The organism is Methylobacterium sp. E-066 (assembly GCF_022829635.1).
Lineage (GTDB): Bacteria > Pseudomonadota > Alphaproteobacteria > Rhizobiales > Beijerinckiaceae > Methylobacterium.
The window spans coordinates 1-25503 of record NZ_JAKSYO010000203.1 but is presented as its reverse complement, the minus strand read 5'-3'; the positions used below and the strand labels follow the sequence as shown (position 1 = coordinate 25503).

29 protein-coding genes and 1 pseudogene are annotated in these 25503 nt (G+C 67.9%); 13 read left to right on the top strand and 17 right to left on the bottom strand.

Annotated features, from left to right (window positions below; translation table 11 throughout):
- Nucleotides 1–74: 74 nt before the first annotated feature.
- Complete coding sequence (locus tag MKL20_RS29930) at nt 75–347, top strand: hypothetical protein (RefSeq protein ID WP_244039736.1); 273 nt, start codon at nt 75–77, stop codon at nt 345–347.
- A gap of 164 nt (nt 348–511) precedes the next feature.
- Nucleotides 512–781, top strand: coding sequence for a hypothetical protein (locus MKL20_RS29925; protein WP_244039735.1), 270 nt, complete (start codon nt 512–514; stop codon nt 779–781).
- Nucleotides 782–871: 90 nt separating this feature from the next.
- Here MKL20_RS29925 and MKL20_RS29920 read toward each other — a convergent pair whose 3' ends face one another.
- The 8 genes from MKL20_RS29920 to MKL20_RS29885 form a co-directional block, all read right to left on the bottom strand.
- On the bottom strand, nt 872–1768 hold the full coding sequence (locus MKL20_RS29920) for a dihydrodipicolinate synthase family protein (RefSeq protein WP_244039734.1): 897 nt from the start codon (nt 1766–1768) through the stop codon (nt 872–874).
- A gap of 127 nt (nt 1769–1895) precedes the next feature.
- Nucleotides 1896–2897: a branched-chain amino acid ABC transporter permease gene (locus tag MKL20_RS29915; protein ID WP_243970844.1), complete on the bottom strand. Its 1002-nt coding sequence runs from the start codon at nt 2895–2897 to the stop codon at nt 1896–1898.
- Nucleotides 2898–2906: 9 nt separating this feature from the next.
- Nucleotides 2907–3809: a branched-chain amino acid ABC transporter permease gene (locus MKL20_RS29910; RefSeq protein WP_244039733.1), complete on the bottom strand. Its 903-nt coding sequence runs from the start codon at nt 3807–3809 to the stop codon at nt 2907–2909.
- A gap of 333 nt (nt 3810–4142) precedes the next feature.
- Entirely contained in the window at nt 4143–5363 is a 1221-nt protein-coding gene (locus MKL20_RS29905) for an ABC transporter substrate-binding protein (RefSeq protein WP_244039732.1), read from the bottom strand.
- A gap of 43 nt (nt 5364–5406) precedes the next feature.
- A complete protein-coding gene (locus tag MKL20_RS29900) occupies nt 5407–6117 on the bottom strand; it encodes an ABC transporter ATP-binding protein (protein ID WP_244039731.1) in 711 nt (236 codons plus the stop codon).
- On the bottom strand, nt 6110–6877 hold the full coding sequence (locus MKL20_RS29895) for an ABC transporter ATP-binding protein (RefSeq protein ID WP_409568216.1): 768 nt from the start codon (nt 6875–6877) through the stop codon (nt 6110–6112). The genes MKL20_RS29900 and MKL20_RS29895 overlap by 8 nt, the downstream gene beginning before the upstream one ends.
- Before the next feature lie 73 nt (nt 6878–6950).
- Complete coding sequence (locus tag MKL20_RS29890) at nt 6951–7643, bottom strand: GntR family transcriptional regulator (protein ID WP_244039729.1); 693 nt, start codon at nt 7641–7643, stop codon at nt 6951–6953.
- A 217-nt stretch (nt 7644–7860) separates the two neighbouring features.
- A complete protein-coding gene (locus MKL20_RS29885; RefSeq protein WP_244039728.1) occupies nt 7861–8643 on the bottom strand; it encodes an SDR family NAD(P)-dependent oxidoreductase in 783 nt (260 codons plus the stop codon).
- 354 nt (nt 8644–8997) lie between these two features.
- On the opposite strand from MKL20_RS29885, the gene MKL20_RS29880 reads away from it, so the two are divergent.
- The 3 genes from MKL20_RS29880 (at nt 8998) to MKL20_RS29870 (ending at nt 12079) form a co-directional block, all read left to right on the top strand.
- Entirely contained in the window at nt 8998–10263 is a 1266-nt protein-coding gene (locus MKL20_RS29880; RefSeq protein ID WP_244039727.1) for an MFS transporter, read from the top strand.
- 12 nt (nt 10264–10275) lie between these two features.
- Complete coding sequence (locus MKL20_RS29875) at nt 10276–10974, top strand: phosphatase PAP2 family protein (protein WP_244039726.1); 699 nt, start codon at nt 10276–10278, stop codon at nt 10972–10974.
- A gap of 487 nt (nt 10975–11461) precedes the next feature.
- A complete protein-coding gene (locus tag MKL20_RS29870) occupies nt 11462–12079 on the top strand; it encodes a hypothetical protein (RefSeq protein WP_244039725.1) in 618 nt (205 codons plus the stop codon).
- Between the two features lie 13 nt (nt 12080–12092).
- Here MKL20_RS29870 and MKL20_RS29865 read toward each other — a convergent pair whose 3' ends face one another.
- The 6 genes from MKL20_RS29865 to MKL20_RS29840 all read right to left on the bottom strand — a co-directional run bounded on the left by MKL20_RS29865 (nt 12093) and on the right by MKL20_RS29840 (nt 17751).
- Nucleotides 12093–12377 (bottom strand): response regulator transcription factor, encoded by a 285-nt coding sequence (locus MKL20_RS29865; protein WP_244039724.1) that lies wholly within the window; start codon nt 12375–12377, stop codon nt 12093–12095.
- A gap of 37 nt (nt 12378–12414) precedes the next feature.
- Nucleotides 12415–13635: an ABC transporter permease gene (locus tag MKL20_RS29860; RefSeq protein ID WP_243970822.1), complete on the bottom strand. Its 1221-nt coding sequence runs from the start codon at nt 13633–13635 to the stop codon at nt 12415–12417.
- On the bottom strand, nt 13632–14333 hold the full coding sequence (locus MKL20_RS29855; protein WP_244039723.1) for an ABC transporter ATP-binding protein: 702 nt from the start codon (nt 14331–14333) through the stop codon (nt 13632–13634). The genes MKL20_RS29860 and MKL20_RS29855 overlap by 4 nt, the downstream gene beginning before the upstream one ends.
- 1 nt (nt 14334) lies before the next feature.
- Nucleotides 14335–15744 carry an efflux RND transporter periplasmic adaptor subunit gene (locus tag MKL20_RS29850; protein WP_244039722.1) on the bottom strand — a complete coding sequence of 470 codons (1410 nt, stop codon included), beginning with the start codon at nt 15742–15744 and terminating at the stop codon, nt 14335–14337.
- Between the two features lie 281 nt (nt 15745–16025).
- A complete protein-coding gene (locus MKL20_RS29845; RefSeq protein WP_244039721.1) occupies nt 16026–16637 on the bottom strand; it encodes a response regulator transcription factor in 612 nt (203 codons plus the stop codon).
- 1 nt (nt 16638) lies between these two features.
- The gene (locus tag MKL20_RS29840) at nt 16639–17751 is read right to left on the bottom strand and encodes a sensor histidine kinase (RefSeq protein WP_244039720.1); all 1113 of its coding nucleotides are present in this window, start codon (nt 17749–17751) and stop codon (nt 16639–16641) included.
- Nucleotides 17752–18184: 433 nt separating this feature from the next.
- Between MKL20_RS29840 and MKL20_RS29835 the strand changes: the two genes are divergently transcribed.
- From MKL20_RS29835 to MKL20_RS29805, 7 genes are all read left to right on the top strand, one after another.
- A complete protein-coding gene (locus MKL20_RS29835) occupies nt 18185–18646 on the top strand; it encodes a hypothetical protein (protein ID WP_243970811.1) in 462 nt (153 codons plus the stop codon).
- 54 nt (nt 18647–18700) lie between these two features.
- Nucleotides 18701–19279, top strand: a complete 579-nt coding sequence (locus MKL20_RS29830; RefSeq protein WP_244039719.1) for a hypothetical protein — start codon at nt 18701–18703, stop codon at nt 19277–19279.
- Between the two features lie 92 nt (nt 19280–19371).
- A complete protein-coding gene (locus tag MKL20_RS29825) occupies nt 19372–19647 on the top strand; it encodes a hypothetical protein (protein ID WP_244039718.1) in 276 nt (91 codons plus the stop codon).
- Between the two features lie 322 nt (nt 19648–19969).
- Entirely contained in the window at nt 19970–21028 is a 1059-nt protein-coding gene (locus MKL20_RS29820) for a hypothetical protein (RefSeq protein ID WP_244039717.1), read from the top strand.
- 45 nt (nt 21029–21073) lie between these two features.
- Nucleotides 21074–22177 carry a TAXI family TRAP transporter solute-binding subunit gene (locus MKL20_RS29815; RefSeq protein ID WP_244039716.1) on the top strand — a complete coding sequence of 368 codons (1104 nt, stop codon included), beginning with the start codon at nt 21074–21076 and terminating at the stop codon, nt 22175–22177.
- A gap of 161 nt (nt 22178–22338) precedes the next feature.
- Nucleotides 22339–22488: a hypothetical protein gene (locus tag MKL20_RS29810; protein WP_243970798.1), complete on the top strand. Its 150-nt coding sequence runs from the start codon at nt 22339–22341 to the stop codon at nt 22486–22488.
- A gap of 51 nt (nt 22489–22539) precedes the next feature.
- Nucleotides 22540–22797 carry a hypothetical protein gene (locus MKL20_RS29805; protein ID WP_244039715.1) on the top strand — a complete coding sequence of 86 codons (258 nt, stop codon included), beginning with the start codon at nt 22540–22542 and terminating at the stop codon, nt 22795–22797.
- 68 nt (nt 22798–22865) lie between these two features.
- On the opposite strand, the gene MKL20_RS29800 is transcribed toward MKL20_RS29805, so the two are convergent.
- The 3 genes from MKL20_RS29800 to MKL20_RS29790 form a co-directional block, all read right to left on the bottom strand.
- A complete protein-coding gene (locus MKL20_RS29800; protein WP_244039714.1) occupies nt 22866–23177 on the bottom strand; it encodes a hypothetical protein in 312 nt (103 codons plus the stop codon).
- 148 nt (nt 23178–23325) lie between these two features.
- Entirely contained in the window at nt 23326–23481 is a 156-nt protein-coding gene (locus MKL20_RS29795) for a SipW-dependent-type signal peptide-containing protein (RefSeq protein ID WP_243970794.1), read from the bottom strand.
- Nucleotides 23482–23825: 344 nt separating this feature from the next.
- Complete coding sequence (locus tag MKL20_RS29790) at nt 23826–24158, bottom strand: hypothetical protein (RefSeq protein ID WP_244039713.1); 333 nt, start codon at nt 24156–24158, stop codon at nt 23826–23828.
- Nucleotides 24159–24510: 352 nt separating this feature from the next.
- On the opposite strand from MKL20_RS29790, the pseudogene MKL20_RS29785 reads away from it, so the two are divergent.
- Nucleotides 24511–25473: pseudogene (locus MKL20_RS29785) on the top strand (IS630 family transposase).
- Nucleotides 25474–25503: the final 30 nt, after the last annotated feature.

Sequence of the window (25503 nt, the reverse complement as noted above, 5' to 3'; positions counted from 1 at the left end):
AAACGCCGCACGGCAGACGGGGAGGGGGGATTGAACCCTGCCATCCGCATCACGTTGTGCCGGCGGAGCCCCCCATGATCGTCATCCGCCCTCTCGCCGCCGGTTTTTTCGCCGTCGCGCTCAGCCTCGGCACCGCGCACGCGCTCGAGCCCGATCCGACCGGCAGCATCGACCGGCCGGCCGCGACCGAGCCAGTCCAGGGTGAAGCCGCCGGCGTTGATGGCAAGACAATCGCCGCGGTCACGCTTCCCGAGCAGAGTGTGACCACCACTGACCCGGCGCCAAGATCATTGCCGCCGCTGAAGCCCCTGCCGAAATGGGATCCGCGCGTCTGCACCGGCTGTTAGGCCGCGCTCCGACGACGTGGACACCGGTTCGCCGCAAGCGAGCGCGGTCAGGCCAAGACCGCGATGCGCCGCCCTGATGCATCAAGTCGCTGCCCCTGGGCGGAACTGGTCGGGCGCCGAACGCTTCGACTCTATAACCCCATTGACTCTTTCAGAGCCTGACCATGCGCCCCCTTCTCCTTGCCGCCCTCTGCCTCTCGCCGATCGTCGCCACCCCCGTCCTGGCGCAAGTGCGGCAGAACAATCCCAACGCCGCGAACCAATCCATGGAATACAACAGCGAGATGCGTTCCCTGCGTCAGGAGCAGACGACGCAGGGCAACACGCTCCGGATGAACATCGAGCGGAACCAGGCCGCGACGCCCGCCCCGAATACCGGCCCGAATGCCATCGGCCCGATCGGCGGCGGCACCGGAGTCGGTGTCGGCCGCTGAGAGAGCGGTAGAGGCTCACCGCCCGGGTTGAGCCGGGGCCGTGAGCCTGCCGGACCATCGCGTTTGCGAATTGCCGGCCGTCGATCGCTTTCAGGCCGCCGCGGGCAGGGCAGGGCGGCTCTCGATCGCCTGGCGCACGATCGCCTCGACCTCGGCGCGCCGGGCGCCGGACAAGGGCTTGCGCGGGCCGCGCACGTGTTCGGTCGAGTTTATTGCAAGGGCTTCCGCGAGCTTGATGTTCTGGACCAGGTAAGTCGAGACATCGAGGTCGAGGAGCGGCCGGAACCACCGGTAGATCGCCAGCGCCTCCTTGAGGCGGCCCGCCTGCATCAGCCGGTAGATCGCGACCGTCTCGGCCGGGAAGGCACAGACGAGGCCGGCGACCCAGCCGCAGGCGCCGACCGCGAGGGCCTCCAGGGCGAGGTTGTCGACGCCGGTGAGCACAGCATAGCGGTCGCCCAGCCGGTTGATGATCTCGGTGGTGCGGCGGATGTCGTCCGAGGATTCCTTGATCGCCACGAAGCGCGGATCCGCGGCCAGCTCCTCCATGATTTCGGGGGTCACGTCGACCCGGTAGGCGACGCGGTTGGAGTAGATCATCACCGGCAGGTCGCCCGCGGCCGCGACGGCCCGCAGGGTCTCGACCGTCTCGGCCGGGTCGGTGTGGTAGATCGGGCTCGGCACCACCATGAGGCCGCTGGCCCCGGCCTTGGCCGCCTTGGCGGCGAGGTCGCAGGCCTCGCGCGTGCCCGCCTCGGCCACGGTCAGCAGGGTCGGCTTGCCCTTGGTGACCGACTGGGCCAACCGGAGCACGTCGATGCGCTCGTCGTGGGACAGCATCGGCCCCTCGCCGAGGGATCCGCAGACGATGATGCCGTCGCAGCCGGCCTCCATCTGGAAGCTGAAGCAGCGCTCCATCTCGGCATGGTCGAGGCTGCCGTCGGGCTTGAACTTGGTCGTGACGGCGGGGATGACACCTGTCCACATGATCGATTTTCCTTTTGCGTCAACGGGTTGAACAACACCGCGCGCGGATCGCGCGGCCATGGCTTCGCCGACGCCTCCAGCGGCGCAGCGGCGAACTCTGTCGGCCCATCCGGGCAGGGGGCGTGGCTCAGGCCGCCTCTGCGGCCGGCGCGGGATCGCGGGTGGCGTTCAGGACCGGGCGCCTCTTGGCCCGCTCGGCCCGGCGGCGGCGCAGGTGCAAGAACTCGCCGACGACGCCGCGCCGGAAGAACGAGACGCAGACGATGAAGATCAGCCCGATCACCACGGTCACGAGGTCGCCGATGGTGGCGAGGTAGTTCTGCAGCCCGACCACCAGCCCGGCCCCGAGCAGCGGCCCGAAGATCGTGCCGACGCCGCCGAGCAGGGTCATCAGCACCACCTCGGTCGAGGTGTGCAGCGAGACGTCGTTGAGGGAGACGAGCTGGAAGACCAGGGCCTTCATCGCCCCGGCATAGCCGGCCACCGCCGCCGAGATCACGAAGGCCAGGAGCTTGAACCGGTCGGTGTCGTAGCCGAGGGAGGTCGCCCGGGCCTCGTTGTCCCGCACCGCCTGCAGGATCTGGCCGAAGGGCGAGTGGACGACGCGGTCGACGAACAGGAAGCCGGCGGCGAACAGCGCCAGGGTCACGTAGTACATCACCGTGTCGGAGGTGAGGTCGAGGCCGAACAGGCTACCGCGCGGGATGCCCTGGAGGCCGTCCTCGCCGCCGGTCCAGCGGAACTGCACCGCCAGGAAGTAGACGATCTGCGACAGCGCCAGGGTGATCATCGCGAAGTAGATGCCCCGCCGCCGGATCGCGAGGCCGCCGATGGCGAAGCCGACGAATGCCGCCGCGGCGACGCCCGCCACGAACGCCGCCGGCATCCCGAGGGGGTGGTTGCCGAAGCGGATCATCAGGGCGCCGGTGACGTAGCCGGCGCTGCCCAGGAAGGCAGCGTGCGCGAAGGAGACGAGCCCGGTGAAGCCCAGGAGCAGGTTGAAGGCGCAGGCGAACAGCCCGTAGCACATCACCTTCATCACGAAGACCGGGTAGATCAGCCCGGGCACGAACGGCACGACCAGGGCGAGCCCGACCAGGACGAGAAAGATCTTGAAGGTGTTCGACATCGGCTCCCCTCAGGCTTCGCGGCCGAACAGGCCGGCCGGGCGCACCAGCAGGGCCAGCGCCATGATGACGAACACCACCACGGTGGAGGCCTCGGGGTAGACCACCTTGGTCAGCCCCTCGATCAGCCCGAGGGCGAGGCCGGTCATCATCGCGCCGAGGATCGAGCCGAGGCCGCCGATCACCACCACGGCGAAGACGATGTTGAGCAGGTTGCCGCCCATCAGCGGCGTCACCTGCATGATCGGCGCGGCCAGCACCCCGGCGATGCCGGCGAGCGCCACGCCGAACCCGTAGGTGAGGGTGATCATCACCGGCACGTTGATGCCGAAGGCCTGGAGCAGGCGCGGGTTCTCGGTGCCGGCGCGCAGATAGGCGCCGAGCTTGGTCCGCTCGAACAGGTACCACGTGCCGAAGCAGATCAGCAGCGAGGCCACGACCACGAAGATGCGGTACTTCGGCAGCAGCATGAAGCCGACATCGACCGGCCCCTGCAGGATCTCCGGCGGCTCGTAGCCCTGGCCGGAGACGCCGAACGCGTACCGGAACGCCCCCTCCATCACCAGAGCCACCCCGAAGGTCAGGAGCAGGCCGTAGAGGTGGTCGAGATGGTAGAGCCGGCGCAGCAGCGTGCGCTCGATGACCATGCCGAACAGGGCGACGCAGAGCGGCGCCAGCACCAGCGCGACCCAGAAGCTGATCTGGAAATCCGGATAGCCGAGCCAGGGCCCGATCTGGGTGAGCCCGATCCAGGCCAGGAACGCCGCCATCATGAACTGCGCCCCGTGGGTGAAGTTGATGATGTTGAGCAGCCCGAAGATGATCGCGAGCCCCATGCTCAGCAGGGCGTAGAAGCAGCCGCCGATCAGGCCGATGGTGAGCTGGGCCATGAAGGCCTGGAAGGTGATGTCCATCGTGGGGTCACCGGCGGGTTGGAGGGGTCGGACGGTCTTTTCGGGGATGCGCCACAAGGGCTACGGCTACGCAGGGTCGAGACACGGTCGCTCTTGCAGGGCTCGACGTGCCCCCTCTCCCGAGCGGGAGAGGGTTGGGGTGAGGGGCCAGGTCTTTCCGGAGATGTCGCATCCCTCACCCTGTCCCTCTCCCGCTCGGGAGAGGGGACCTTCGCTTTCTACGGGCGACGATGTGACCGCGCCCGCCATGCAACCCTCTGTAGTCCGCTGCCACACCGGGGAGGGGACGCGCGCCATCCCGGAGGCCGGTGCGCGCCCTTGCGCGACAGCGTTTCAGCCCTTGGCGTTGAGCGGGCAGGAATCCGAGGGCTTCGGGAACACGTCGTCGCCCTTCAGGACCGCCCGGACGTTGTAGAAGTCCCAGTCGCGCTTGGACTCCGCCGGCTTCTTCACCTGCAGGAGCAGCATGTCGTGGACGAGGGCGCCGTCGGCGCGCAGCTTGCCGTTGCGGATCACCGCGTCGTCGATCGTCATGGTGCGCAGCTTGCCCATCACCGCGCCGGCCTCGTCGGTGCCCGCCGCCTCGATCGCCTTGAGGTAGCTGAGCGCGGCGGAGTAGACCGCCGCCTGCGAGGCGCTCGGCATGCGCTTCATCTTGGCGAAGTATTTCTCCGCGAAGGCGCGCGAGCGGTCGTCGTAATCCCAGTAGAACGCTTCCGTGAGGTACATGTCCTGGGCCTTGACCAGCCCGAGGCTCTTCACGTCGGTGATGTAGGTCAGCAGCGGGGCGATCACCTGCTTGTCGCTGCGCCCGATGCCGTACTCGGCGGCCTGCTTGACCGCGTTGATCGTGTCGCTGCCGGCATTGGCCAGCGCGATCACCTGCGCGCCGCTCCCCTGCGCCTTCAGCATGAAGGAGGAGAAGTCGCCCCCCGGGAACGGGTGGCGCGAGACGCCCAGCACCTTGCCGCCCTCGGCCTCCACAACCGCGGAGGCGTCCTTCTCGAGGGAATGGCCGAAGGTGTAATCGGCGGTGACGAAGTACCAGGTCTTGCGGCCGGTCTTCAGCAGCGCCTTGGCGGTGCCGGCCGCGAGCGCGTAGGTGTTGACCATCCACTGCGCGTTGAGCGGCGAGCACTTCTCGTTGATCGCCGCCATGGCGACCCCGGCCGAGAGCATCGTCACCCGGTTCTTCTGCTTGGCGATCTCCATCACGGCGAGCGCCGTCGAGGAGGTCGGGAAGTCGGCGATCATGTCGACCTTGCCCTGGTCGAACCATTCCCGGGCGAGGTTGGCGGCGATGTCGGGCTTGTTCTGGTGGTCGGCGGCGATGAGCTCGACCGGGGCACCCAGCACCTTGCCGCCGATCTCGTCGATGGCGATCTGCGCCGCCACCGCCGAGCCGCGCCCGGTGAAGTCGGAATAGATCCCCGACAGGTCGTTGAGGATGCCGATCTTGACGACGCCGTCGCTGACCGGCTCGGCGGCGAGCGCTGGCAGGGGGGCCGACGCGAGCGACGCGCCGAGCACGTAACCGATGAACCGTGACCGCATGTTCCCGCCTCCTGTTCGTCCCGACCGTTCAATCTTGCAGGCCTCACACGCCGAGCAGGCGCCCGACCTCGGCCTCCCTGGCCGCCACCTCGTCCGCCGGGATCTCGGCCGCGACGCGGCCATTCTCGATCACGTAATGGCGGTCGGCGAGGTGGCGGGCGAAGTGAAAGTTCTGCTCGACCAGCACGATGGTGAAGCCCCGGCTCTTGAGCAGGGCGACCGCCCGGCCGAGGGCCTCGACGATGACCGGGGCCAAGCCCTCGGTGATCTCGTCGAGCAGCAGGATGCGGGCGCCCGTGGTCAGGATGCGGCCGAGCGCCAGCATCTGCTGCTCGCCGCCCGAGAGGCGGCCGCCGCCGCTATCGGCCCGCTCGGCGAGGTTCGGGAACAGCGCCAGCACCTCGGCCACCGACATCCCGTCGGGCCCGAGGCGGGGCAGGAGGGTGAGGTTCTCCTGCGTGGTCAGCGAGCGGTAGATGCCGCGCTCCTCCGGGCAGTAGCCGAGGCCGAGCCGGGCGATCCTGTGCGTGCTGAGCCGGATCGTCTCCTGCCCGCGCACCCGCACCGAGCCGGCGCGGCGGTCGGTCAGGCCGAGGATCGCCTTGAGGGTGGTGCTGCGCCCGGTGCCGTTGCGGCCGAGCAGGGTCACGCACTCGCCCTCGCGCACCGTGAGGTCGACCCCGTGCAGGACGTGGCTCTCGCCGTACCAGGCTTCGAGCCCGCGGATCTCCAGGGCGGTGGCGGCTTCAAGCATGCCCGCCTCCGAGATAGGCCGCCTTCACCCCGGGATCGGCGGAGACCGCTTCGTAGCTGCCCTCAGCCAGGATCTCGCCGCGCTGGAGCACGGTGATGGTATCGCAGAGATCGGCCACCACCGACATGTTGTGCTCGACCATCAGGATGGTGCGGCCGACGGCGATCCGCCGGATCAGGCGCTTGATCCGGTCGACATCGTCGATGGCCATGCCCTGGGTCGGCTCGTCGAGCAGGAGCAGGGGCGGATCCAGCGCCAGCGTCGTGGCGATCTCCAGGGTCCGCTTGCGCCCGTAGGACAGGTCGGCGGCGTTCGCCTCGGCGTAATCCGCCAGGCCGACATCGGACAGGAGCGCCATGGCCTCGTCGTCCAACACGGATAGCGACCGGATCGAGCGCCAGAACGCGTATTGCGTCCCGAGGCGCCGCTGCAGCGCGACGCGGACATTGTCGCGCACGCTCATGTGCGGGAAGGTCGCCGAGATCTGGAACGAGCGCACGATCCCCCGTCGGGCGATCGCCGCCGAGCTCTCGTGGGTGATGTCGGTTCCCTCGTAGAGGATGCGCCCGCCGGTCGGCGTGTGGACCTTCGTCAGCAGGTTGAAGAACGTGGTCTTGCCGGCCCCGTTCGGGCCGATGAGCGCGTGAATTGCATGGCGGCGGACCGCGAAGTCGACCCCGCGCACGGCCGTGAAGCCTCCGAACGCCTTGGTCAGCCCCTCCGTCACCAATGCGTGCTCAGCCACGACGCCCTCGCCGATTCGGTTTTTGTAGATTGTATAAAATCTGCGGACACGTCAAGGCGCCTGCTTCGCGGCGTCTGCGGGGAGCCCCTCACTCGGCATGGGCCTGCCGATAGATCGCCACGAGCGAGACGGCGGCGTGCGCGATATGGGCTTGCAGGAGGTCGGCCGCCTCGGAGATCCGGCCGGCCTCGCACAAAGCCACGATCTGCGTGTGCTCGTGGTCGGCGCGGGCGGTGTCCCCGGAGGCGGACAGCTGGAGCCGCGTCGGGCGATCGCAATCCTGGAGCAGGCCGGAGACGATGCTGAGGGAGCGGGGGCGATCGGCGTAGCGCAGCAGATCGAGGTGGAAGCTCCGGTTCAGCTCGCCCCATCGGTCGACCTGACCGGCCGCGAGCGCCGCGCCGTACCCGTCGGTCAGGCTGCGCAGCCTCCGGTAATCCGCCTCGGCGAAGCGGCGCGCCGAGAGCGCCAGAAGGGGTGGTTCGAGCTGCTCGCGCAGGCGAAAGATGTCCTCGACCTCCTCGACGGACAGGCCGGTGACCACGGCCCCGCGATGCGGCATGATCCTGACCAGCCCCTGGGCCTCAAGCTGAAGCAGCGCCTCCCGGACCGGGATGCGGCTGATGCCGAATTCCTCCGCCAGCGCGTCCTGGCGCAGCTGGATACCGGGCGCGAACTCGCCGTTCAGGATGCGCTGCCGGAGCGATTCGGTGACGGCCGCGGAGACCGTCTTGTGGCGCAGGCGATCGGTGGCGGGCGGCGGGGAGGCCGGAGCGGACATGGACACCTCGAAACGAGGGTAGATTGTATCCAGAAATGACGCGCCGCGACAAACGGGGGGCTCGGGGCGGCCACGGAGGCCTCCCGACGAGAGAAGCGATTGCGCGAAGGCGGCGCGACACCGGCAAGAGTCGGCGCCCTCGGATTGCCTCGCCCGCGCAGGCGGGACGGCTGCGAGGCGATCGTCCGGAAACCGTTTGATCCGGCCGGAGCGGCGCTCAGTCCCGCCGCTCCCCGCGCAGGGTTTTCAGGCCGATGCCCGTCGCCTCGAAGCCGCCGTCCACGGCGAGCTGCTGGCCGGTGACGAAGGAGGCCCGCTCGGAGCAGAGGAACACGATCGCCTCCGCGAGTTCCGTCTCCAGGCCGTAGCGCCCGAGGGGGACGGCGTCGTGGTAATCCGCGCGGATCTCGGGGCTGTGGACCGCCTTGGCCATCGCGGTGTCCACCGGGCCGGGGGCGACCGCGTTCACCCGGATCCCGAACTGCGCCAGCTCGACCGCCTGCTGCTTGGTCAGCTGCGCCAAAGCCGCCTTGCTGGTGCCGTAGGCCGTGCGCAGCGTCGAGGCGCGCAGGCCCGAGATCGAGGTGACGTTCACGATCGCGCCGCCGCGCGCGGCGAGCAGCGGCACGGCCGCCTGCGTGCACAGGAACGGCCCGGACAGGTTCACCGCCAGCACCCGCGACCAATCCGCGAAAGTGGTCTCCATCAGCGGCTTGAAGATCGCGATGCCGGCGTTGTTGACCAGCGCGTCGAGGCGTCCGAACCGGTCGTCGACCCGCCGCATCGCTTCCTCGACCGCTGCCGGATCGGAGACGTCCGCGGTCACGGCCAGCACCGCCTCCGGCCGGTCGAGCCGGGCGGCCGCCGCCTCCACGCCCGGTCCGTCGATGTCGAGGAGTGCGACGCGCCACCCGTCCGCGAGGAACCGGGCTGCGGCGGCAAGCCCGATGCCGCGAGCCGCCCCCGTCACCAGCGCGGTCCGGTCCTGGGTGTCGCTCATGGGCGCGTCTCCGTCGGCGATGGCCGCACATGGGCGGCGAGGGATCGTTCCGGCGGGCGGCGTCGCCGCGAGCCCGGATGTACGCATGCCAGGGCTGACCGCTGCCACCGTGCTACCCGGAGCCGTCTGCAACCGAAAGGCTTTTTGCTGACGTCCGGAGACGATGGCCCGGGCCTCAGACCCGACCGCGAACGCCATCTTCGCGATCCTCTTCAAAGCCTTGCGCTGAGACCGCCGCCCGGCGGGCACCCACGCGTTGCCTTCGCCGGCCCGGCAGCTAGGTAACGCCGCGCCGGGTGACCGCGTGAGCGCGAGGCGATCACGGTCGCGATGCACCGGCCAAGAAGCAGGACCATGGATCAGGACGACGCCCGCCCGGCCCAGCGGTCCCAACGGACGGGTTTTAGACCGGCCGCGCTCGACGCGCTGAACCTCGCGCTTGTCGACGTGAACGGCGCGATCAAGCCGTATCTCAACGTCTATCTCTACGTGAAGCGCGACTGGAGCGACGGCGCGGTCGGGCTGGTCGGGACCGTGGCGGGCCTCGTCGGCATCCTGTTCCAGGCGCCGCTCGGGGCCGCGATCGACGCGGTGCGCGACAAGCGCCTCGTGCTGCTCGCCGCGCTCATCGCCCTGGCGGTGGCGACCGCCGTGATCGCCGTGGCGCCCCATTTCTGGCCGGTCCTGATCGCCTCCACCGTCCTCGCGGTGGCGGGGGCGATCCTGAGCCCCGCCGTGGCCGCGCTCACCCTCGGCCTGGTCCCGCGCCGTCAGCTCACCCGGCGGCTCGGGCGCAACGCCGCCCTGGAGCGCACCGGCAACGTCGTCATCGCGCTGCTGATCGGCGGGATCGGCTGGCTGCTTCCGGATCGGGTCGTGTTCCTGCTGGTGCCGGCCCTGTGCATCGTGGCCGCCGCCGCCCTGTTCTCGATCCCGCGCCGGGCGATCGACGCGCGAAGGGCCCGCGGCGAGGCGGAGGGCGACACCGGCACCGCACCCGCAAGTCTCCGGACCCTTCTCGGCAACCGGCCGCTCATCGTCTTCGCCGTCTGCGTCGGCCTGTTCCACTTCGCCAACGCGCCTCTGCTGACCCTCGTTGCCCAGGAGGTCGGACGGGACCGGCCGGAATGGTCGTCGGTCATCGTCTCGGTCTGCATCGTCGGCGCGCAGATCGTGATGGTGCCGATGGCCATCCTGGTCGGCCGCCGGGCCGACCGCTGGGGACACAAGCCGCTGCTGTTCGCCGCCTTCGTGGCCCTGCCGTTCCGGGCGCTGCTCTACACGCTCTGGCGCGATCCGATCTGGTTGATCGCGGTACAGCTCCTCGACGGCGTGGGCGCGGGGCTCCTGAGCGCGTCAAAGTCGCTGGTCCTGGCCGACGTGATGCGCGGCACCGGCCGCTACAACCTCGCGCAGGGGCTCGTCGGCACCCTCCAGGGCGCGGGCGCCGCGCTCTCCTTCGTGGTGGCGGGCAGCCTCGTCCAGCACGCGGGGTTCCAGGCCGCCTATCTCGTCTGCGGGGGCGTCGCGCTCCTCGCCCTGGCGCTGCTCTGGCTCGCCCTGCCCGAGACCGCCACGAAGCGGGACGGCCCCGAGCCCGCACCGGCCGGAAACGCCTGAGGAGCCCACGCCTTGCACCCTCTGTCCCGCGCGCTCCTGTCCCTCGTCTGGGCCGCCCTTCCCTTGGCGCCCCTCGCGGCGGCCGAGCTGCACGCCACCTGGATCGACCCGGAGGCGCTGGCGCTCCAGCGGGTCCTGCCGCCGCCGCCGGAGCCGGGCTCCGCGGCGGAAGCTGCCGATCTCGCCGCCGTGCGCGCGGCGGTCGCTGCGCGAACCACGGAGGACGAGCGGCGCATCACCGCCGACCTGCCCTGCACCCTCGACCGCTTCGCCGACGTGCTCGGGCCAGCCTTCACGGCCGCCCACATGCCGAAGCTCGCCGCCCTGATCGAGCGCGTGTTCCAGGACGGCGAATTGGCGGTGCTGGCGGCCAAGTCGGCGATCGGCCGCAAGCGGCCCTACATCCTCGATCCGGATCTGCGCACCTTCGGCCACCGTTCCGGCAGCACATCGTATCCGAGCGGCCACGCGACCTTCGGGTATCTCGCGGCGACCGTGCTCGGGATCCTGGCGCCGGAGAAGCGGGAGGCCCTGTTCGCCCGTGCGGACCAGTACGGCCGGAACCGCTTCGAGGCCGGCACGCATTTTCCGTCCGACCTCGAAGCCGGAACGATCGCCGCCGCGATCATCGCCGAGGCGCTACTGCGCGACGGCGGATTTCAACAGGCGCTTGCCGATGCCCGAGCGGAGGTCGACCGGGCCAACCGGTAAATGCTGCACCCCCCTGCTCGAACGTTGCGGGCTCCGACCGCCCGGCGTCGCCGCAACGCGGCCGCCCAACAGCCAGTCGAAGACTTTCGAACGCAGAGGTCGGCATATTTCGGTATTCTGGAAACGCCGAACTCAGCACATATCCGACAAAGGCCCTCTCGACGTTTCCGCGATCGGCCCGCTGCAGACCGCTCACGCTCAACAACCGTCCCGTCCGGATTTAGCCCGATCCACAATACCAGTCCGGAGAGGCGCAGAATGATATCGCTATGGGATGGTTCTTAAAGCTTAGGGACCGGGTGTCAGGCCGTCCGAACGGGCGTCGCTATTTTTGCCGCACGCCTCAAAATTCGCCAGGCACGAGCAAGTATTCAGGCCATGAGTACTCTTCCAGGCGGCAGGAGCCATTGACGAGCTGCGGCAGACTTTGAACCATGGGCTGATGCCGTGTGGCCTCTGCTGCTCTTCGCCGAGGTGAGGGTTGCTCGTGAGTCGTCTGATCTTCCTCTGGCTCGCTCTCGTGATGGCGACGGCCGCGCAGGCTCAAGTGGGCGCCGGGAACGGGAACGGCAATTCCGGAGCCGGCAACGGGAATGGCAACGGCAACGGCAGCAACAACGCGCTGGCCGCCGCCGCGGCGGCGGGCTCGTCGAGTTCGGTGAGCATCGGCGGCGGCAGCGGGCGGAACACGCCGAGCGTTTGGGCGCCGGGTCTGGCGGCCGCCGGGATCGAGAGTTGCCTCGGCAGCGCGAGCGTCGGCGGGGCCGGTCCCGGGATCGGCGTCACGCTCGGCGGCACATTGACCGACAAGGGGTGCAACCTGCGCCTCTATGCCCGGACCCTGTACAGCCTTGGCCACAGGGTCGCGGCCACGCAGATCCTGTGCAACGATCCCGACGTCGCCCTGGCGCTGGCCGTCGAGGGCGTGCGCTGCCTCGCCGGCCCTGGCGCGGAGGCGCAGCGGGCGGTCGGCTTTGCGCCCTCCGAGGACTATCCCGCCGTCACCGACCTCGGCGCGGAGACCCGATCCGAGCTCGAGCCCGCCGTTTCCCGCCGCGCCCCGGCGAAGCGGCGCCGGCGCGCCCAGGCAGAGCCCCCGCGCTGACCGGCGCCACCTGCTACGGCGTGAGGCGAGCAGGCGGGACACGGCCGTTCCGGACGGGTGCGGCGGGCGTCACATGGGGCGTGAGCAGCATCGCGATCTGGGTCCTGTTGTGCAGCCCGAATTTGCGCATGATGTTGCCGATATGGGTTTTAACAGTATTGGTCGATATCCCCATCTCGTAAGCGATGCCGTCATTCTGCGCGCCGAGCGCTATATGCCGGATGATCTCCCGCTCGCGTGCGGTCAAGGCGAGGCGGGTGTCGGCGAGAGCGGTTCGCGCGGACGGTTGGATCATCATTACCTCCTTCTGCGCCGGAACACGTCCGACGGGTCCATCATTCCATCTTGAGAGCATCGACCGGATCGAGCCGAGAGGCTCGGTGGGCCGGGTAGTATCCGAAGAACAGGCCGACCAGCGCCGAGAATCCTACTGACAGGACGATCGCCTGCGCGTCGATGATCGTCGCCCAGCCCGCCGACCGGGCCACCGTCAGCGAGATCGCGCTCCCGACGACGACGCCGGCCAGACCGCCCAGCAGACAGAGCACCAGGGCCTCCGCGAGGAACTGGAGCCGGATGTCCGTGCCGCGCGCGCCGACCGCGCGCCGAATCCCGATCTCCCGGGTGCGCTCGGTCACCGTGACCGTCATGATGTTCATGATGCTGATCCCGCCGACCAGCAGAGACACGCCCGCCACGGAGGTGAGCAGCAGCGCGATGGTGCGCGTGGCGCCGCGCTGGGCATCCATCGCGGCGGCCGGGTCGGAGACCTTGAAGTCGTCCTCCTGCCCTTCGAGGATGCGGTGGCGCTGGCGCAAAAGCTCCTCGATCTCCGTGCGCGCCCGGGTCATCGCCTCGTCCGACACGGCCTTGGCCACGATGTAGGCGACGGCGTCGCGGTTCACGCCGCTGGCGCTGCCGAGGAAGCGCAGCTTGGCCGTCTCCAGAGGAACGAACACCACGTCGTCCTGGTCCGGTCCCTTGGCATCGAGCACGCCGATCACCTCGAAGGGCACGCTCATGATGCGCACCTCGGCCCCGACCGGGTTGTCGCGTCCGAACAGCTCCTTCGCCACCGCACTGCCCAGGACGACGACCTTGGCGGCGGTGTTCTGCTCGGTCCCGTTGAAGGTGCGGCCGCCCTTCAGCGTCCAGTCGCGCACGAGGAAGTGCCCGTTCGTGGTGCCGTTGACGGTGGTGTTCCAGTTCCGGCTCTCGCGCACGATCTGCGCGCTCCCGGACAAGGACCCGGCTGCGACCCGGATCTGCGGCACCTGCGCCAGGATCGCGGCCACATCGCCCTCCGTGAGCGTCAGGCGGGTGCCGGCCTTCAACCGGACCCCGTCCTTCCGGGCGGCGCCGGGATTGATCATCAGGACATTCGCGCCGACGGCGCGGATCTGCTCGGCGACCCGCCCCTGCGCTCCGCTGCCGATGGCCAGCACCGTCACCACCGAGGCGACGCCGATCACGATGCCGAGCATGGTGAGGAAGCTGCGCATCGGGTTCAGGCGCAGGGACCGCAGCGCGACGAGGAGGGTCTGGGACAGGCTCATGCGGCAACCACCCGCCCGGGCTGGCGCACGTCGCCGACCACCCGGCCGTCCCGCAGGTGGACCGTGCGCGCGCAATGGGCCGCCACATGGGCGTCGTGGGTGATCATCACGACGGTCTGCCCAGCGCGGTTGAGCTGGCGGACCAAGTCGAGGATCTCCGCGCCGGTCCGGCTGTCCAGCGCCCCGGTCGGCTCATCGGCGAGCAGGACCGCCGGCTCGCCGACGAGGGCTCGGGCGATCGCCACCCGCTGCTGCTCGCCCCCCGAGAGCTGCGAGGGGAAATGCGTCTCCCGGGCGGACATGCCCACCGATTCCAGGGCGGCCCGGGCGCGCAGGCGGCGCAAGCGCGGCTCCATGCCGGCATAGATCAGCGGCAGTTCCACGTTCTCCACCGCGGTGCTGCGCGCGAGCAGGTTGTAGGATTGGAACACGAAGCCGATCCAGTCCCGGCGCATCCGGGCCCGGGCATCGTCGGACAGGCGCGCCGTGTCCTTGCCGTCGAGGCGGATCGACCCCGAGGTCGGGCGGTCGAGGAGCCCGACCATGTTCATCAGGGTGCTCTTGCCCGATCCGGACGGACCCATGATGGCGACGCACTCGCCCGCCTCGATTCCGAGGGTGATGTCGCGGATCACCGGCACCGGGACGGTCCCGACCTGAAACGTCCGGTGCACGGCTTCGAGGGCGAGGAGCGACATCTCAGAACCCCAGCCGCACGCCGAACAGACGGCGCCCCGCCGGCATCTCGGCCTGCCCGACCACGACCTCGCTGCCCTCGGCGAGGCGGCCGGCCGACCGCAACGCGACCAGATCGGCACTAGTCGCTCCGGTCTCGACCCGGACGGCTTCGAGGCCCCCATCAGCGCCCCGCACCCAGACCGAGGGAGCGGCCGGATCCCGGAGCACGCTGCCTTCGGGGCGGAATCGCAGGGCCGCCAGCGGCACCTTCAGGACGTCCTCGTCCTTGTGGATCGTCAGCTTCACCAGGGCGGTCATCCCGGGCAGGAGCAAGCCGTCGCGATTGTCGGTCTTGAGGACGACCGTGTAGGTGACGACGTTCTGCGTCACGAGCGGCGCCTTGCGGACCTGCCGGACCACGGCCTCGAACCGCCGGCCCGGATAGGCGTCCACCCCGAAGGTCGCGCGCTGCCCGGCCGCGACCCGGCCGATATCGGTCTCGTCCACCCGGGCATGAACCTCCATCTCGGCGAGGTTCTTGGCGATGTTGAAGGCGGTTCGGACATCCAGGCCCGCGGCCAGCGTCTGCCCCTGGTTGACGAAGCGGCCGACCACCACGCCGTCCGTGGGGGATCGGATCACCGTCCGGTCGAGGTCGATCTCGGCTCCTCGGAGGCTCGCCTGGCGTTGGGGCACCGCCGCGCGGGCCTGCGTGAATTCCGCTTCGAGGCGCCGCACCTCGGCCAAGGCGCCCTCTACCGCGAAGCCGTTGAGGTCGAGCACCGAACTCGCTTCCCGCGCCTGCGCCTTCCGGGAGGCGAGATCGGTCTGCGCCTCTTCCAACGCGGCCGGCGAGGCGACTTCGCGGGAGCGCAGGGCTATCTTCCGGTCGAGATTGCGCTCGGCCGCGAGTTGCACAGCCTGGGCACTCTCGACCTTGGCTTGAAGGACGGCCTTGTTGCCGCGGGCATTGTCGAGGTCGATCCGCGCCCGATCGAGACGCGCCTGCTGAACCTTCACGTTCGCCACCGACATGTCGAGGGCCGCGCGGTTCTCCTCGACTTTGGCAATGAAGCTGCGCTGGTCGAGCTCCGCGAGCGGATCGCCGAGGCGGACCCGGTCGTTGAAGTCCACGTAGAGCCGGGCGATCTGCCCCGCCAGCTGCGAGCCCACCTCGACGGTGTCGACCGGCTGCACGGTCCCCGTGGCGGTGATGAGCTGCTCCAGGGCGCCGCGCTGGATCGGCGCCGTGATGAAGCGGCCCGCTTCGGGTACGGGGGCGACAGGCTCGTTCGCGGCAGCGGCCGCTGGCGATCCGCGCTGTGTGGACCCGAACAGGCCGACATAGGGATTCGCGTAGGTGAGCAGGGCGAAGGCGGAGACCGCCGCGATGCCGAGCGTCATCAGATTGTTGGGCAACCGGCGCGCCATGTGCGAGACCTCCCGCCTGTCCGCTTCGCATGCCCGGTGAGGCCCGGATCTGGCGGCTGCGACCGTGGGTTTTCACCCGGGCCTTGACCACTTGGTTGCAGAAATTGTTACGCTTGGGAACTCACACCGAACCCGTAAGTATTTGTACTTATATTTTTGATTGTTCGTTTATTGCCCAAATCAATTGAATCAACAGTCAGATCATGTTTTTTAAATATCAATACCGAAGTACAGATATAATCCGCAATGATCCGAATATCGACCAAAAAATGCAAAAATCTTTATACCATGGATATTCTCGCGGCTCTTCGTACCAAAGTCTGAACACATCCGCAACCGGTTTTGGTCATGACCTTAGCACGATGGATTTCTACAGTGCGATAACTGATATCGAGCACCTGCCCGATCTCCTTGTTGGTGCGACCGAGCAGGACGTGGTGAAGCACGTCGCGCTCGCGCCCGGTCAAGCGATTGACCTGCTCTGCGAAGTCCGCGTCGTCGCTGGTCGGTTGGGGGCCGTCGTCCCCGACGAGGGCCGCCCGGACCGCGTCGAGCAGGAGGGGGGCCTCGAACGGCTTTTCCAGAACATCGCAGGCTCCGAGCTTCATGGCTCGCACAGCGGTCGGCACGTCCGCGTGTCCGGTCATGATCACGACGGGCACCATCGAGCCTGCAGCCCGGAGGCGGCCCAGCATCTCCAGGCCATCGATATGCGGCATGCGCAGATCGGCGACGATGCAGCCGTTCAGGCGGCTGGCCTCCTCCAGCAGCGTCGCCGCGCCGGCATGCTCGGCGACGCGATGCCCGAACACCCCGAGGAGGAGTGCCAGCGAATGGCGCATCGCTTCGTCATCATCCACGACGTGGATCGTCGAAATGGAGGCCGTCTTCATGTCAGTCCTCAGCCGCCGGCAGGGTGAAGTGGAAGGTGGCGCCCCCCGTGGCGGGACGGTCCACCCTGAACGTGCCGCCATGCGCCTGCACGATCGACCGGCTCACCGATAAGCCGACGCCCATGCCGGTCGACTTGGTCGTGACGAAGGGCAGGAAGAGGCTCTCGGCAACCGCCTCCGCGATGCCCGGCCCGGTATCCGAGACGCTGATGCGGACCGCGCCATCGTCTTGCGCGGTCGCGACGATCGCCAGGTTCCGGCATGCGCTGTCCCGCATCGCCTCGCAGGCGTTCCGGATCAGGTTGACCAGAACCTGCTGGATCTGCACGCGGTCGGCGAGGACGCGGATCCCGGGTGGACCCGGGTCGATCCGCGTCTCGACGCCCTGTTCCCGGGTTCCGACGAGGGCAAGATCGCAGGCATCTTCGAGGAGCCCCGCGACGCTCTCCGACCGCCTGTCCGTCTCGCCCCGGGTGACGAAATCCCTCACGCGTCGGATGATGGCCCCCGCCCGCTGCGATTGCCGCGCAGTGGCGGCGAGCGCGCTGCGGGCCGCATCGATCTGCTCGTTTCCAGGCTCCGAGAGGAAGTGGTCGCAGGCGGTCGTGTAGTTGCTGATCGCTCCGAGCGGCTGGTTGAGCTCGTGGGCCAGCGCCGAAGCCATTTCGCCCATGGCGGAGAGGCGCGAGACGTGGATGAGATCGGCCTGGAGGCGCTGCAGGCGCGCCTCGGCCCGGCGATGCTCGTCGATACGGTAGATGATGCCGCGGAAGCGGGTCGGACGCGTGCCGCGACCGAGTTCGGCCCGCCCGTGGGAGCGCACCCAGCCTATCCCGCCGTCGGCTTGGCGGACGCGATACTCGATGGTGTAGCGACCGCCGTGCTCCAGTGCGCCACGGACCGCCGCCGCCCGTGCGGCGCGATCTTCGGGATGCACGACGGCCTGGAAGGCGTCGTGATCGGTCAGGCGCCGCGCCGACACGCCGAGGATGGGGTGGCAATTCTCGGAGATGGCGACCCGGCCATTCGCGGGGTCGAGCGACCACGTGCAGATGCCGACCTCGTCGAGGGTCTCGCGAAGCTCGCGCGCCGAGAGCCCGTACTGGGCTTCCATCCTCCGACCCGATCGCGTGCGTTCCAAGCGCTGCACCGCCGCGTCCCTTCCCTTACCGCGGACTCTATCGGCATCGGAGGATGAATCCGCTTTCTAATCAATATACCGCACTGGCATTACAACCAAAACCCCAATGTTCGCCTCCGATATCTGCATTTTCTCGAGCGAATTCCGATAATGAAATGCCATTATAATCCGTTCTCATCAACGGCTTGCACGATTATTGCATTCGACGATAATTATCCGAGCATATTCCCGGAAATCAAGCACATTTTTATCCAAAAGGCGTAGCCAACACAGGTTAGCTCGGATTTACGGCTATGCATGGCCTGTCCAACACAGCAACCTGACCGCGTTGCTCACCCCGAGCAACGGACCGCATGTCCCGAGCCGCAGATGGAATTGGGCATGCATCGGACAGGAGGAATGCGCGATGAGGACAATCCTGATCTCGGCCGTCGCCGCTCTCGCCCTCGCCGGCATGCCTTCGATGGCGTCGGCTCAGGCGCTGGGCAACGGAAACGGCAATGGTAACGGCAACATCGGCTCGGGCAACGGCAATGCCAACGGCAACGCCAATTCCGGCGCCTTGAACGGCAACGGCAACGGCAACTTCAACTTCGGGAGCCTGAACGGCAACCTGAACGGCAACGGCAATTCCGGCTCCGGCAACGGCAACCTGAACGGCAACGTCAACCTGTTCGGCGCCAGCGGCAACGGCAATGCCAACGGCAACCTCAACTCCGGCAGCCTGAACGGCAATGCCAACGGCAATTTCAATTACGGCCGCTTCACCGTCGGCAACGGCAACCTGAACGGCAACGCCAATGCCGGTCTCGCCAACGGCAACGGCAACGGCAGCAACAACGGCCCTCGCTTCCTGACGATCCGCTGAGCGGGCCGCGAACAGGCGTGCGACCGCCGAGTCGCACGCCCTGAGACGCATGAGGTGACCGCCGTCCAGTCCGGGACGGCCGTCGGCGGAGGCAGGCCGGAGATGCCCCGGCGCGGAACAAGGAGCAACGCGATGAAGTCTCGACTCCGCATCGTGGCCCTCCTCGGGCTCGTCGGCGCGACCACGGTTCCGGTGCAGGCTCAGATCTTCTCTATCGGGAACGGTGTGGGCAACGGCAACGGCAACCTCGGATCCCTGAACGGCAACAACAACGGCAGTTGGAACATCGGATCCGGAAATGGCACCGGCAACGGCAACGGCAGCGGTACGCCCATCGTGAACGGCAATATGGGCGCCTTCAATTCCGGCTCGAACAACGTGGGTGCCTTCAACGGTGGGACGGGCAACGCCGGCGCATTCAACGGCATCGGGAACACCGGTGCGAGCAACGGCAGCGGCAATGTCGGCGCCTATAACGGCAACTACAATTCCGGGTCCCACAACGGCAACGGCAATGTCGGCGCCGGCAACGGAAACCTCAACGGCGGCAGCAGCAACGGCAACGGCAACGTCGGTGGCGGGAACGGAAACCTCAACGGAAACATGTCGCTACCGTCGTTCTTCCGCCGTTGAGAGCACGCGCCGCCGAAGGGGACACCGCTTCGGCGGCGGAACCTGCATCGAGGCCCGAGACGGAGACCTGTTCCCGTAGGGCGACGACCCAGATGGAGCCGAGCGCCGTGCATCGAATCCTTGCTCTTCTCGCGTGGAGCCTGCTCGGGCCCATCGCGGCTCAGGCCGCGCCCGGCGGCATCCCCGCCCTTGCCCAGCCGGCATCAGATGGGCCGCAGACGCTGATTTCGCCGATCGGAGCGGGCAACGGCAACGGCAACGGCAACGTCGGCTCGAACAACGGCAACGGCAATCAGACGAACGGCAACGGAAATTTCGGCACCGGGAACGGACACGGCAACGGCGGACGGAACGTGCCACGGACGTAAACGCCTTTGCAGAGTGCCCTCCTCGAAGGCAGCTTCGCGGCGACGCGGGCAGGATCGCGGCCCTCAATGCTTCCGGCGAGCGGAGCGCGGCCACAGATCGGCAACGATGGCACGGGCCCCGTCGCCGGTCCCACCGCACGGGATCCCGGCGGTCACGCAAAACTCTCCGCCGAGTGCTGCTTCCAAGACGACTATGTTCGTCGCCATCGTCTAGCGGAGTGCAGCCGACGATAATCCATCTTCATTGACGCGGAATTGGAGATATTATATTCGGTGAAAAGTTTAGCAGTACAGTGCCTGGCATGGAGTGCATCCGATGGAAATGCCTTGCCGGAAATGGGGCGGACGCACGTCGATTGCGCTAGCGCTCGGTCTGACGGTCTCGCTGTCCCGACCGGTGCCGGCACAGAGCGTGGATCATCGTCATCGCTCCGAGTCCGATACGCCCATCGGCCGAACCGTTGCGGATTCGGCGCCAGGCAGATCATCGGATTTGCTGATCACAACCCATGACGCCTCCGGAAAGATCGGCGTCGCCCTGCCTCTGGACATCAAGCTTGTCCGTGTGCGGAACGTCTATATCGAGGCGATCAGGCTGCTCGGGCTCCCCCGGGGCGTCACGATCAGCGACGCCACCAACACGTTTTCGTCGACCAGCGACAACAACGATGTCGACGTCAGCACCTGGGATCTGTCGGGGATCCAGATCCTGCAGAACGATGCGCGCGAGAGCAGCTTCGCGCTCTCCGTTGCGGCGATCTGGACTCCGGAATCCGGGGGGCACATCGATGTCACGTCGAGCCGCCTCAACGTCAATTTCACGCCGGATCGCTTAGACCGCGACGTGGCGGCTGGCGGCGACGAGCCCGGCACCGTCGGGCAGCCTGCCGCGCAGATCCGCGAGACGAGTCCGCCGTCCCGGACCTTGGCCGCCAGTGCCAGCCCTGACGTGCTGGCCTCCGATGTCCCCGTGCCGACGGCGGCGCCTGTCGCCCCTCGCGAAAGCATCGCGGCGAGCGACCGCCCAGCGCCTCCCACCACCGCCGACAAAAAACCCAATGCCGGGGCTCAGGCTACGAGCCTTCCACGGCCCGCGACGCCCACGCGTCCACCGGCGGCGGCCGACCCGCTGGTCGAGCGCGCCAAGGGCCTGATCCGGCTCGGCGATATCAGTGGTGCGCGACTTCTGCTGGAGCGCGCCCAGGCGCGCGACGCGCCGAACGCAACCTTCCTGCTGGCGCAGACCTGGGACCCGGCGATGCTGCGGACCTGGAAAGTCCGCGGCCTGCGGTCGGATCAGGACCTGGCCCAGAGCCTGTACGCGAAGGCCGCGCGCCAGGACCGGACGGAGGAGCGGCGGCTCGCCGCCACGGGTCGCTGAGGCCCCCAATCACGGACGGCTGACAGATCAGCAAGGGACGTATTCATGCCGAGGCTTGCCAGATTTGCCGCTCTCTTCGGGCTCGCAGCCCTGGTGGCAGGGCCCGCCGCGCGAGCCACGGAGTCGGCCTCGGCGCATCCCGATTCCATGACGGAGGCTGCCCTCGGCGAGCGCATGAACGCCAACACCGTCACGGTGGTGACGGGAACCCCCGGCGGGACCTATTTCCGGATCGGCGCCGACCTCGCCTTCGTGCTGGATGATGGCGACAAGCTGCGGATCCTGCCGATCCTCGGCAAGGGTGCCGGCGAGAACGCCTACGACATCCGCTTCCTGAAGGGCATCGATCTCGGCTTCGTCCGCACCGACACGCTGGAGCAGCTGCGGCAGGACAAGCGCCTCAAGACCATCGAGCGGCACATCCAGTTCATCGCCAAGCTGTTCGATGACGAGTTGCACATCATCGCGCCGAACGCGATCCAGACCATCGGCGATCTCGCCGGCAAGCGGGTCAGCTTCGACGTCAAGGGCAGCGGCACGGATTACAGCGGCCGCGCCATGTTCCGCGAGCTCGGTATCGGTGTGGAGGCGGTCAATGTCGACCAGCCGACCGCGCTCGAGATGCTGCGCAAGGGCGAGATCCAGGCCGTCGTCTCCGTGGCGGCCAAGCCCGTGGCGTTCATCGCGGGCTTCGATCCGGGGGACCGCTTCCACTTCGTCAAGGCACCCTATCCGGACACGATGAACGAGGCCTACGTCCCGGCCACCCTGACGCAGGCGGATTATCCGAAATTCGTCAGCGGCGATGCGGTCGAGACCGTGGCCGTCGGCACGGTCCTCGGGGTCTACAACAGTCCGCGGGGATCGCCGCGCTACGAGAAGCTCGTCCGCTTCGTCGACGCGTTCTTCGGCCAGTTCGACAAGTTCCTGGCCCCGCAGCGGCATCCGAAATGGCGCGAGGTCAACCTCGCGGCGTCGGTCGCCGGCTGGACGCGCTTCCGCCCCGCCCAGGAGTGGTTGGATCGCCACCACGAGCAGGACATTGCCTCTCAACCGGATCTCGATCGCTTCTTCCAGGCGCAGACCAACCGGCAGGCTGGAAAGGAAGAGATCTACCAGGCCTATTTGAAGTGGCGGCAGGCCCGGTGACAGCAGCGAGGGGCTGAGGGGCTTCCACCGCCGCGGAAACGGCCGGCGCCGGAGGAGGCGACCCGATAAGTGCCATTCGGTGGTGTTCACCCACGCGGCGGCACCAGAAGGGAACGCCTGGGCTCACGGAGCGTAGCGCTTCAAGAACGGAGGCGCGCACCATGACTCAGGCTGACACCCCGATGCCGGGCGAGGATCCAGGCGCGTTGATCGAGGATCCGTCCCGCCTCGACGAGATCGAGCCGCCAAAGCCGACCGTGCCGGAAGAGGATGATCCCGAGGTGGAGGACACCGCGGTGCAGCCGACCTGATCCAGGTCGCCCATCCGCTGTCCGACGGCCGACACAGAGAGCGCCGCGATCATGATCGACTCGAAACGCCCCGAGACCGACCCAGCCGAGACACCGCCGGGCGAGCGTGGTTATGAGGACCTGCCGGTCCGCGGGACCTCACAGGGGCCACGCTCGCTCGGAGCGTCCGAGCCCGGCGACATCGGCGCACCGCGAAACGATGAGGTGAAGCCGACGGCCGAGCATGGCGGCAAGGACACGCCTGCTGAGGGCGACAATGGGCACGAGGCCTTCGACAAGGCGCGGGCGGAAACGCGGCCGCGGAAATGAGCGGCCGGGACGCCAAGTGTTCGATGGCGAAGTCCCGGTCTCTGGTTACCCTGGAAACGATCGGGTCCTCAGTATCGGACGTTGGAGACGCCGCTTCGGCTCCGGCTGACGACGCTCTGGATGACCTCTTTGGTCGAGGGGCTGATTCCGCCATCGCTGCGTAGCCGCCGCCCATCTGCCCGCTCGACGCGATCGACCTCCGGGCCGCACCGCTCTAGCGCGCGGCGGACTTTGGATGCCGGCGTCGCCCCGCGCTGCGGACCGGCCCCGTTCATCTCGAACTGGAGGCAGGAAGCCAGATATCCCTTCACGTCGTCGAACGCCGCGGCTTGAGCACTCGACGTTAAGACGACGAGAAGCAGGACGGATCGGATGAGCATCGGACGCTCCGGTCGAGGCTGGACGATGCCACAACGCGCGAGTGCATCATTGGTCGCGGGCGCTTCGGGATGGGCATTTCGAGACCTGCCCGGCCCCATCATCCGCCCAAGTCGCCGGAGCGGGTTTCCGTGGGGCCTACGGGACGAGCTACGGTTGTTTGCGCTGGGCGGTGGGGTTGGGCGTCGCGCTTGTATCCGGCCCGACGGCCGGACTGATGCTGGTCATGTACGACCACGTGCCGCCGATCACCAAGATGCCGGCGAACAGGGCTGCGAAGATGCCGATGAGTGCGAAGCGGTTCATGCCAGAGGTATAGGGCGCCGGCAGCGTGGCCTGACGCGTCGCGACCGCTTGCGGTCCATCTGCCGCATGTGCCCATCCCCGCAGGATAACTGAGCCACCACCTCTCGCATGCCGCTCCAAGACGTCGTGCGACGTAGCGGCGCGTAGACGCCATAGGCGGATTGAGCCTTCGCCTATGGCGGCGTGGTGCTGTGCCGGAGCATCCTGCCTCCACGCTCGTGATTACGATCCGAAGGTTTCGCTACGGCTGCAGATTGTGCCCCAGCGCCCACCACGGTTGTGGAAAGACACATCTGTACACTCCGACGAAGAGGACGCCGGCGGCTTCCAGGGCCGCTTCACGCTCAGTCGAGAGGGTTTTCACGTCGCTTAACGGCACCGAGGAACTGTGTCAGGTGGACTACTGCATCGTCGCCCACAGACGCGGCCGGGGCAACGCCAGGATCCGCCTCGGCCTGCTCGATGCGCCGGGCGACCTCCATCAGCAAATGCTCGACGGAGGTTGGCCAGGGCGCGCCGTTGTCCAGAAGCATCCGGGCAGCCCTGACGAGCATCGTGAACTGCTCCGGCGGAATCGTCGCGCCAGCGGAATGCTGCTCGAGGATGCGGTCAGCGATCGCCGTCGCGAGCCGAGCAACCTCGGCAATCTTGTCGGGCTCAGCGTGGGAGCCGGTCACTTCAGACAGCCCTTCACGATTGGTTGCGCGGCCAGAATGCCACGGTCAGCCCATGGCACGACCGCCCGAGCTTTGATGAATCCGAGAGTCAGGGAAGGGCGTTTCGAGCCGCACTGCTTCCACAGTGCTTCCGCGGCGATCTTCGGACCACATCGCGAAGCCCAGTAAGTCATTGAGAAGATTGGCGCGCCGGACAGCATGAAACTGCGAACACCTATGTCATTAATATTACGAGATAAAATCCATAGTTTTACGCAGGTAGAGCGTTTTCGGTTTGCGCTGAGTCGATGCGTTGGGGTTCACGCGAGACTGTCGGACTGATTCACTGATCGCTCTGGAGGAGGAGCGACAGATGGGACGGCCCTACAGTCAGGATCTGCGCGAGCGGGTGGTGGAAGCCGCCGCCACGACCTCGCGCCGGCAGGCGGCAGCGCGGTTTGGGGTCGGTGTCGCCACTTCGATCCGCTGGATGGCCGCGCTCACAACGACCGGGACAGTGGCGGCCCGTCCGCAAGGACGCGCGCGCCGCTCGAAGCTCGATCCGCACGAGGCGTTCCTGCGCGGCCTGATCGACGCGAAGGACGACATCACCCTGGAGGAGATGCGCGCCCGGCTTCGGGACGAGCACGATCTGACGGTCGGGCTCGGCACCCTTTGGACGTTCCTCGACGCGCGCGATCTCACGTACAAAAAAAGACAGCACACGCCGCCGAGCAGAATCGACCGGACGTGAGGGCTGCGCGCGAGGCGTGGTTCGAGGGTCAGCCCGATCTCGATCCGGCCAGCCTCGTATTCCTCGACGAGACCTGGACCGCGACCAACATGGCCCGCACCCGCGGGCGTTCACCGCGCGGCGAGCGGCTGCGCTCGTCCGTGCCGCACGGCCATTGGAAGACCACGACCTTCGTGGCGGGCCTACGCCTGTCCGGGATCACCGCCCCGTTCGTGCTGGACGGGCCGATCAACCGGGACGCCTTCCAGACTTACGTCGATCGCGTCTTGGTGCCCGAGTTCGTTCCCGGTGACATCGTCGTCATGGACAACCTCGGCAACCACAAGGGTCTGGCCGTGCAAGCCGCCATCGAGGCCGCGGGCGCGAGGCTGTTGTTCCTCCCGCCCTACAGCCCCGACTTCAACCCCATCGATCCTTCGACAGGCTCAGGATGAGGTGGCCTTCTCGAAGCTGAAAGCGCTGCTGCGCAAGGCTGCCGAGCGGACCGTCGAGGGTTTGTGGTCGGCCATCGGGCGCCTCGTCGACACCGTCACACCCGACGAGTGCGCCAACTTCTTCGCCGCCGCAGGAGCCGCAGGATAGGAGCCAGATTAAACCGAAAACGCTCTAGCG

Excerpts from the sequence above, each read along its gene's own strand:
- MKL20_RS29930 (WP_244039736.1), top strand. The coding sequence starts at position 75 with ATGATCGTCATCCGCCCTCTCGCCGCCGGTTTTTTCGCCGTCGCGCTC.
- MKL20_RS29925 (WP_244039735.1), top strand. The coding sequence starts at position 512 with ATGCGCCCCCTTCTCCTTGCCGCCCTCTGCCTCTCGCCGATCGTCGCC.
- MKL20_RS29920 (WP_244039734.1), bottom strand. The coding sequence starts at position 1,768 with ATGTGGACAGGTGTCATCCCCGCCGTCACGACCAAGTTCAAGCCCGAC.
- MKL20_RS29915 (WP_243970844.1), bottom strand. The coding sequence starts at position 2,897 with ATGTCGAACACCTTCAAGATCTTTCTCGTCCTGGTCGGGCTCGCCCTG.
- MKL20_RS29910 (WP_244039733.1), bottom strand. The coding sequence starts at position 3,809 with ATGGACATCACCTTCCAGGCCTTCATGGCCCAGCTCACCATCGGCCTG.
- MKL20_RS29905 (WP_244039732.1), bottom strand. The coding sequence starts at position 5,363 with ATGCGGTCACGGTTCATCGGTTACGTGCTCGGCGCGTCGCTCGCGTCG.
- MKL20_RS29900 (WP_244039731.1), bottom strand. The coding sequence starts at position 6,117 with ATGCTTGAAGCCGCCACCGCCCTGGAGATCCGCGGGCTCGAAGCCTGG.
- MKL20_RS29890 (WP_244039729.1), bottom strand. The coding sequence starts at position 7,643 with ATGTCCGCTCCGGCCTCCCCGCCGCCCGCCACCGATCGCCTGCGCCAC.
- MKL20_RS29885 (WP_244039728.1), bottom strand. The coding sequence starts at position 8,643 with ATGAGCGACACCCAGGACCGGACCGCGCTGGTGACGGGGGCGGCTCGC.
- MKL20_RS29880 (WP_244039727.1), top strand. The coding sequence starts at position 8,998 with ATGGATCAGGACGACGCCCGCCCGGCCCAGCGGTCCCAACGGACGGGT.
- MKL20_RS29865 (WP_244039724.1), bottom strand. The coding sequence starts at position 12,377 with ATGATGATCCAACCGTCCGCGCGAACCGCTCTCGCCGACACCCGCCTC.
- MKL20_RS29860 (WP_243970822.1), bottom strand. The coding sequence starts at position 13,635 with ATGAGCCTGTCCCAGACCCTCCTCGTCGCGCTGCGGTCCCTGCGCCTG.
- MKL20_RS29855 (WP_244039723.1), bottom strand. The coding sequence starts at position 14,333 with ATGTCGCTCCTCGCCCTCGAAGCCGTGCACCGGACGTTTCAGGTCGGG.
- MKL20_RS29850 (WP_244039722.1), bottom strand. The coding sequence starts at position 15,744 with ATGGCGCGCCGGTTGCCCAACAATCTGATGACGCTCGGCATCGCGGCG.
- MKL20_RS29845 (WP_244039721.1), bottom strand. The coding sequence starts at position 16,637 with ATGAAGACGGCCTCCATTTCGACGATCCACGTCGTGGATGATGACGAA.
- MKL20_RS29840 (WP_244039720.1), bottom strand. The coding sequence starts at position 17,751 with ATGGAAGCCCAGTACGGGCTCTCGGCGCGCGAGCTTCGCGAGACCCTC.
- MKL20_RS29835 (WP_243970811.1), top strand. The coding sequence starts at position 18,185 with ATGAGGACAATCCTGATCTCGGCCGTCGCCGCTCTCGCCCTCGCCGGC.
- MKL20_RS29825 (WP_244039718.1), top strand. The coding sequence starts at position 19,372 with ATGGAGCCGAGCGCCGTGCATCGAATCCTTGCTCTTCTCGCGTGGAGC.
- MKL20_RS29820 (WP_244039717.1), top strand. The coding sequence starts at position 19,970 with ATGCCTTGCCGGAAATGGGGCGGACGCACGTCGATTGCGCTAGCGCTC.
- MKL20_RS29815 (WP_244039716.1), top strand. The coding sequence starts at position 21,074 with ATGCCGAGGCTTGCCAGATTTGCCGCTCTCTTCGGGCTCGCAGCCCTG.
- MKL20_RS29810 (WP_243970798.1), top strand. The coding sequence starts at position 22,339 with ATGACTCAGGCTGACACCCCGATGCCGGGCGAGGATCCAGGCGCGTTG.
- MKL20_RS29805 (WP_244039715.1), top strand. The coding sequence starts at position 22,540 with ATGATCGACTCGAAACGCCCCGAGACCGACCCAGCCGAGACACCGCCG.
- MKL20_RS29800 (WP_244039714.1), bottom strand. The coding sequence starts at position 23,177 with ATGCTCATCCGATCCGTCCTGCTTCTCGTCGTCTTAACGTCGAGTGCT.
- MKL20_RS29795 (WP_243970794.1), bottom strand. The coding sequence starts at position 23,481 with ATGAACCGCTTCGCACTCATCGGCATCTTCGCAGCCCTGTTCGCCGGC.